Below are 6,095 nucleotides of genomic sequence, written 5' to 3' on the forward strand. Positions count from 1 at the left end.
AACAGAACATAGGCGAATATGCCGAGGAGGACGGCGAGAATCCCGAGCGGCCGTCTGAGCGAAGGTGTCATGGATTGCGTTTAGCCGCGCTTGCCGAAAGGTGGAAGGCCGTCGGCGTGGCGACTGCGTCGAGCCGCTGGTCCCAGTGGCGGGCGGGCACATGGTCGATGACCTGCATATCAAAGGCGAGACCGATGGCCAGCACAGGGCCGGTTGCGCGCAGCGCCGCCAATGTGCGGTCGTAGTGGCCGCCGCCCTGTCCGAGCCGGTTGCCGGAACGATCCACCGCCAGCAGCGGCACCAGCACGACATCCGGGCGGGCGGCAGATGCGTTTGCTGCGGGTTCGGCGATTCCCCTGTAGCCCGCAGCCAGATCGGCGCGCGGGCAGATGCGGAACGACAGCGGCCCGTCCTCGACGCGGGGGAAGGCAATGCGCCAGCCCAGCGCCGAGGCCGCGCGTTCCAGGTGGCTCGGGTCGATCTCGTCTGCGGTGGCGGCATAGCTTGCCAGCGTGCCGGGCGCGCCAAGGTGCGGCAATGCCACCTGCGCCAGCCCCTGTTCGAGCGCCACACGCACGGCGCTGCCTACGCCGGAAGCGAACGCACGCCGGGCCTCGCGCGAAATGCGGCGCAACTCATGTCGAGATTCGCTATTCGGCTGGTCAGCGGGCATGGCTTCAGCGAAAGGGCTGCGCCGTCGGGATGTGTCAAGCTGGAATGCGGGTGGCGGGACCGCGTCGACCGTTTGCCTGAAGATCCACTGACGCCAGAACGTCAGGTGGGAGCCATATGACCAAGCCCGGAAGCCCGGCAGGGACAGCCCCCTTGGATGTGCTTATCGCCTCAGGGATGCTTTGCGGCGCGCATCGGGCAGAACCCGCCGCCTGCCAACCTAGGCGGCCGCAGCGGCTTCCTCAAGCCTTCGGGCAAGCGTTTCTGCGCGGCTGGCGAGTTTTTCCATCAGCGCAGCGTCGATGGCTGGGGTGGTTACGCCGTCTTCCGGTTGCGGCGAAAGGCGCGAAGCCTGCGCGCGTTCCTCGAGCAATTCGCCCGAGAGGAGCAGGGCCGCCATCAGCAGCAGCCGCGGTTCGGCGATGGCGCCATGCGCCTGCATGAGCGAGCCGACACGCGAATCCAGCAGGCCGCCGGCAGCCCTCAGGTCAGCCTCTTCGCCGTCGCGGCAGGCGAGCCTGTAGCCGCGCCCGCCGATGGTCAGGTTGACTTCAGCCATGGGCCTTCATCCGCTCTGCCTCGATCAGGCGGTCGAGACCGGCGATGGTCGATTGGGCGACCTGGCGCAGCTTGTTGTGGCGACGATCCATCCGGTCGGCGGCGGCTTCCCCGCGCGCCAATGCGGCTTCGATGCGTGCGAGCACGTCGGACATATCAGATACCCCCTTCGCCTCTGCCACCATGATCCGCTCCGTTCGTCAAGCGATGCTGAATCGCAATCTTGACGATCTGACTTAAGATATTGTTTCCACTTGCGTCAACTCGGGGATTGTAACGGTTTGTCTGGTCTGGCGTTGATTTCTCTGCCCCGCTTTGCGAGGAGGACGCCGCGCCGCTGCCCGGAAAGTCCGGGCGCTATTGGTGATTCGGGCGGTCTTGCCCACCCGTGCGACGACGTGAACGTGGAGATTGCCCCGGATGGCACCTGAACGGTTGGCCGACAAGAGTGTGGCTGAAATGGCGAATGCCATTCGCGCACTGACGATGGACGCAGTGGAAGCAGCGAACAGCGGCCATCCCGGAATGCCGATGGGCATGGCCGATGTGGCGACGATCCTGTGGGGCGAATATCTGAAGTTCGACGCCAGCCGCCCCGACTGGGCCGACCGCGACCGCTTCGTGCTGTCGGCGGGCCACGGGTCGATGCTGCTTTATTCGCTGCTGCATCTGTCGGGCTATGCCCGGCCGACGATCGGCGACATCCGCACGTTCCGGCAGCTTGGCAGCCCGTGCGCCGGCCACCCGGAAAACTTCGAGCTTGCGGGCGTCGAATGCACGACCGGGCCGCTGGGGCAGGGGCTGGCGATGGCTGTCGGCATGGCGATTGCCGAACGGCACCTGAACGCGCGGTTTGGTGATGCGCTCGTCGACCACCGGACGTGGGTGATCGCTGGCGACGGCTGCCTGATGGAAGGTATCAGCCACGAAGCGATCGGGCTTGCCGCCCATCTGAAGCTTGGCCGCCTGAACCTGCTGTGGGACGACAACGGCATTTCGATCGACGGCGCCATTTCGCTGACTTCGGTCGAGGATGTGCCTGCCCGTTTCCGGGCGGCCGGCTGGCATGTGGTTTCCTGCGACGGGCATGATCCGCAATCGATCCGGGCGGCGCTCGATGAAGCGGCGGCCTCGCCGCTGCCGAGCCTCGTCTGCTGCCGGACGGTGATCGGATTTGGCGCGCCGACCAAGGCTGGCTCTGAAAAGACGCACGGCAGCCCGCTTGGGGCAACCGAAGTTGCAGGCGCAAAGGAAAAGCTGGGCTGGACCGCCGCGCCGTTTGAAATTCCTGCCGATATTCTGGCCGCCTGGCGGAAGGCCGGCGCGCGGGGCGAATCTGCCCGCGCCGCTTGGGAACAGCGGGTGCGGGCGGCGCCTGACGGGGCCGAACTCAGCCGCCGTATGGCAGGTGGCGCGCCCGCGCTGGACCTGTCGGCGTTCAAGACCGCGCTTGTGCAGGACGGCAAGGCCATTGCTTCCCGCAAGGCCTCGGAAATGGCGCTTGATGCGATCAACGCACAGGTTGCCGAAACGCTCGGCGGGTCGGCCGACCTGACCGGGTCCAACAACACCCGTTCGGCCGGGCAGCCGGTGCTGGATTCGTCGAACTATGGCGGCACCTATCTGCATTATGGCATCCGCGAGTTCGGCATGGCCGCCGCGATGAACGGCCTGGCGCTGCACGGCGGGATCATTCCCTATGGCGGCACCTTCCTCGTGTTTGCCGACTATGCGCGTGGCGCCATCCGGCTGTCGGCGTTGCAGCAGCAGGGCGTCATCTATGTGATGACGCACGATTCCATCGGTCTTGGCGAAGACGGGCCGACGCACCAGCCGATCGAGCATCTGGCCTCGTTGCGGGCGATGCCGAACGTGGCGGTCTACCGCCCGGCCGACGCGGTCGAGACGGCGGAGTGCTGGGAACTGGCTCTGGCCGACCGTGGCCGCCCGTCGGTGCTGGCGCTGTCGCGGCAGAATCTGCCGGCGCTGCGCCCTGATGTGGAACTGAACCGGTCCGCTTCGGGGGCCTACCGGCTGGTTGCGGCCTCGGCGCCGCGACAGGTGGTGCTGGTGGCGACGGGTTCGGAAGTTTCGCTTGCGGTCGAGGCGGCAAAGCTGCTGGAAGCCGAAGGGCTGGGCGCTGACGTGGTTTCGATGCCCTGCTTAGAACTCTATCTTGAAAAGGGCGACCGGGGCCTGCTTCCGGCCGATGTGCTGAAAGTCTCGGTCGAGGCTGCAACGACATTCGGCTGGGAACGGATCGTCGGCCACGACGGGCTGATGTTCGGGATCGACGGGTTCGGCGCCTCGGCGCCCGCACCGGCGCTTTACCAGCATTTCGGCTTGAGCGCGCAGCACATTGCGCAAGCTGTGCGGACAAGGCTGGGGCGGTAATCGCCGCAATCACCTGGCAGTAAAGTCACCGGGCAGTAAAATCACCGGGCAGTAACAGGAACAACCTACGAAGGAGCGTGGCAATGAAGGTAGCGATCAACGGCTTCGGGCGTATCGGACGGCTGGTGTTGAGGGCGATCCTCGAGCAGGGCCGGACTGACATCGAGGTGGTCGCCATCAACGACCTCGCTGACACGCGTTCCAATGCGATGCTGTTCAAGCGGGACAGCGTGCATGGCCGCTATCCGGGCACCGTCGAGGCCGACGGCCAGGACATGGTGATCGACGGCCGCCGCATTCGCGTCACCGCCGAGCGCGACCCGGCGAAGCTGCCGCACGCGGAACTGGGCGTCGACATCGCGCTGGAATGCACGGGCTTCTTCACCGACGCCGACAAGGCTGGCGCGCACCTGCAGGCAGGCGCCAAGAGGGTGCTGATCTCGGCGCCGGGCAAAGGCGTCGATCTGACGGTGGTCTATGGTGTCAACCATGACAAGATCAACGGCGACCATCGCATCGTTTCCAATGCTTCGTGCACCACCAACTGCCTTGCGCCTGTCGCCAAGGTGATGAACGATCTCGTCGGCATCGAGCGCGGCCTGATGACGACGGTGCACGCCTACACCAACGACCAGAAGATCCTCGACCAGATCCACCCCGACATGCGCCGCGCGCGCGCCGCAGGAGTGTCGATGATCCCGACCACAACCGGCGCTGCGCGTGCAGTTGGCGAAGTGCTGCCGGAACTGAAGGGCAAGCTCGACGGTTCGGCGATCCGCGTTCCGACACCCAATGTCAGCCTCGTCGATCTGACGTTCGTGCCCGGCCGCGAAACCAGCAGGGACGAAGTGAATGCGGCGCTGAAGGCGGCATCGCAGGGTGCGCTGAAGGGCATTCTCGACTATTCCGAGGAGCCGCTGGTCTCGATCGACCTCAACCATGTGCCGTTCTCCTCGACGGTCGACAGCCTCGAGACGGCGGTGCTGGAAGGCAAGCTGGTCAGGGTCGTTTCCTGGTATGATAATGAATGGGGCTTCTCGAACCGCATGGCGGACACAGCCGCGCAGATGGGCAGGTTCCTCTGATGTCGTTCCGCACGCTGGACGATCTGGCGGGCGACCTTTCAGGCACCCGGGCGCTGGTCCGGGTGGACCTGAACGTGCCGATGAAGGATGGCGCCGTAACCGACGCGACGCGGCTTGAAGCAGCCGTGCCGACGATCGCCTTGCTGGCCGACCGGGGTGCGAAGGTGCTGCTGCTGGCGCACTTCGGCAGGCCCGGCGGCGTGGCGTCCGGGGCATTGTCGCTGAAGCAGGTGGTGCCCGCGCTTGCCCATGTGCTGGGCCGCAACGTCGGCTTTATCGCCGATTGCGCGGGCGCAGCGGCGGAAGCGGCGGTGGACGATGCAGCGAACGGCAGCGTTACGGTGCTGGAAAACACCCGCTTTCATGCCGGAGAAGAAAAGAACGAGCCGACGCTGGTTGCTGCGATGGCCCGCCTCGGCGACATCTATGTGAACGACGCCTTTTCGGCAGCGCACCGCGCCCATGCCTCGACCGAGGGGCTGGCGCATCTGCTGCCGGCCTATGCCGGACGGTCGATGGAGGCGGAACTGAAGGCGCTGGACGCCGCCCTAGGCAAGCCCGAACGGCCGGTCGCAGCGGTCGTCGGTGGTGCAAAGGTTTCGACCAAGCTCGATGTGCTGGCGAACCTCGTCGGCAAGGTCGATCATCTGATCATCGGCGGCGGCATGGCCAACACCTTCCTTGCCGCCAAGGGGATCGATGTCGGCAAAAGCCTGTGCGAACATGATCTGGCCGAAACCGCGCGGGATATTCTGGCGCGCGCCGATGCTGCCGGCTGCACGGTGCATCTGCCGTGGGACGTGGCGGTAGCGCACGAGTTCCGCGCCAATCCGCCGATGCGGATCGCCAATGTGAACGAAGTCGCCGCCGACGAGATGATCCTCGATCTGGGGCCGCATGCGGTGGAATCGCTTGGCGACGTGCTGAAAACCTGCGCCACCCTGGTGTGGAATGGCCCGCTCGGCGCGTTCGAGCTGGAACCGTTCGATCGCGCGACCGTCGTCCTCGCGCAGACGGCGGCTGCCCTTACTGCAGGCGGCACGCTGGTCAGCGTCGCCGGCGGTGGCGACACGGTTGCGGCGCTCAATCACGCGGGCGTCGCCGCCCAGTTCACCTTCGTATCGACTGCGGGCGGCGCATTTCTGGAATGGATGGAAGGCAAGGCGCTGCCCGGCGTCGTTGCACTTGGATAAGGAAAGCCGAGACCATGAAGATGACGAAGACAGTTCGCCGGATTCTGGCCAACTACGAAAGCGACAATCCAGGCACCAAGGCCAATCTGGCCCGCATCCTGTGTTCGGGGCGGCTGGCCGGCACCGGCAAGATGGTGATTTTGCCTGTCGATCAGGGCTTCGAGCATGGCCCGGCCCGCAGCTTCGCAGTGAA

Annotated in this window: 6 protein-coding genes and 1 pseudogene; 4 read left to right on the forward strand and 3 right to left on the reverse strand. The window is 65.9% G+C overall.

From position 1 onward, the window contains the following. Positions 1-67: 67 nt before the first annotated feature. From AC16JP_RS02480 to AC16JP_RS02490, 3 genes are all read right to left on the reverse strand, one after another. The gene (locus tag AC16JP_RS02480) at positions 68-673 is read right to left on the reverse strand and encodes a 5-formyltetrahydrofolate cyclo-ligase (protein ID WP_484339020.1); all 606 of its coding nucleotides are present in this window, start codon (positions 671-673) and stop codon (positions 68-70) included. Between the two features lie 219 nt (positions 674-892). Next, positions 893-1,231, reverse strand: coding sequence for a cell division protein ZapA (locus AC16JP_RS02485; RefSeq protein ID WP_484339021.1), 339 nt, complete (start codon positions 1,229-1,231; stop codon positions 893-895). Beyond that, positions 1,224-1,385, reverse strand: coding sequence for a hypothetical protein (locus tag AC16JP_RS02490; protein WP_484339022.1), 162 nt, complete (start codon positions 1,383-1,385; stop codon positions 1,224-1,226). Before AC16JP_RS02490 ends, AC16JP_RS02485 begins: the two co-directional genes overlap by 8 nt. 265 nt (positions 1,386-1,650) lie before the next feature. On the opposite strand from AC16JP_RS02490, the gene tkt reads away from it, so the two are divergent. From tkt to AC16JP_RS02510, 4 genes and pseudogenes are all read left to right on the forward strand, one after another. Then, on the forward strand, positions 1,651-3,624 hold the full coding sequence (gene tkt / locus AC16JP_RS02495; RefSeq protein ID WP_484339023.1) for a transketolase: 1,974 nt from the start codon (positions 1,651-1,653) through the stop codon (positions 3,622-3,624). A gap of 77 nt (positions 3,625-3,701) precedes the next feature. Beyond that, on the forward strand, positions 3,702-4,709 hold the full coding sequence (gap, locus tag AC16JP_RS02500) for a type I glyceraldehyde-3-phosphate dehydrogenase (RefSeq protein ID WP_484339024.1): 1,008 nt from the start codon (positions 3,702-3,704) through the stop codon (positions 4,707-4,709). Beyond that, positions 4,709-5,902 (forward strand): phosphoglycerate kinase, encoded by a 1,194-nt coding sequence (locus AC16JP_RS02505; RefSeq protein WP_484339025.1) that lies wholly within the window; start codon positions 4,709-4,711, stop codon positions 5,900-5,902. The genes gap and AC16JP_RS02505 overlap by 1 nt, the downstream gene beginning before the upstream one ends. Positions 5,903-5,916: 14 nt before the next feature. After that, positions 5,917-6,095 (forward strand): annotated as a pseudogene (locus AC16JP_RS02510) (class I fructose-bisphosphate aldolase); the annotation flags it as partial.

It is taken from the genome of Sandaracinobacteroides sp. (assembly GCF_057137845.1).

Bases quoted from the DNA above. Each gene is read 5' to 3' on its own strand.
- AC16JP_RS02480 (WP_484339020.1), bottom strand. From the start codon at position 673: ATGCCCGCTGACCAGCCGAATAGCGAATCTCGACATGAGTTGCGCCGC.
- AC16JP_RS02485 (WP_484339021.1), bottom strand. From the start codon at position 1,231: ATGGCTGAAGTCAACCTGACCATCGGCGGGCGCGGCTACAGGCTCGCC.
- AC16JP_RS02490 (WP_484339022.1), bottom strand. From the start codon at position 1,385: ATGTCCGACGTGCTCGCACGCATCGAAGCCGCATTGGCGCGCGGGGAA.
- tkt (WP_484339023.1), top strand. From the start codon at position 1,651: ATGGCACCTGAACGGTTGGCCGACAAGAGTGTGGCTGAAATGGCGAAT.
- AC16JP_RS02505 (WP_484339025.1), top strand. From the start codon at position 4,709: ATGTCGTTCCGCACGCTGGACGATCTGGCGGGCGACCTTTCAGGCACC.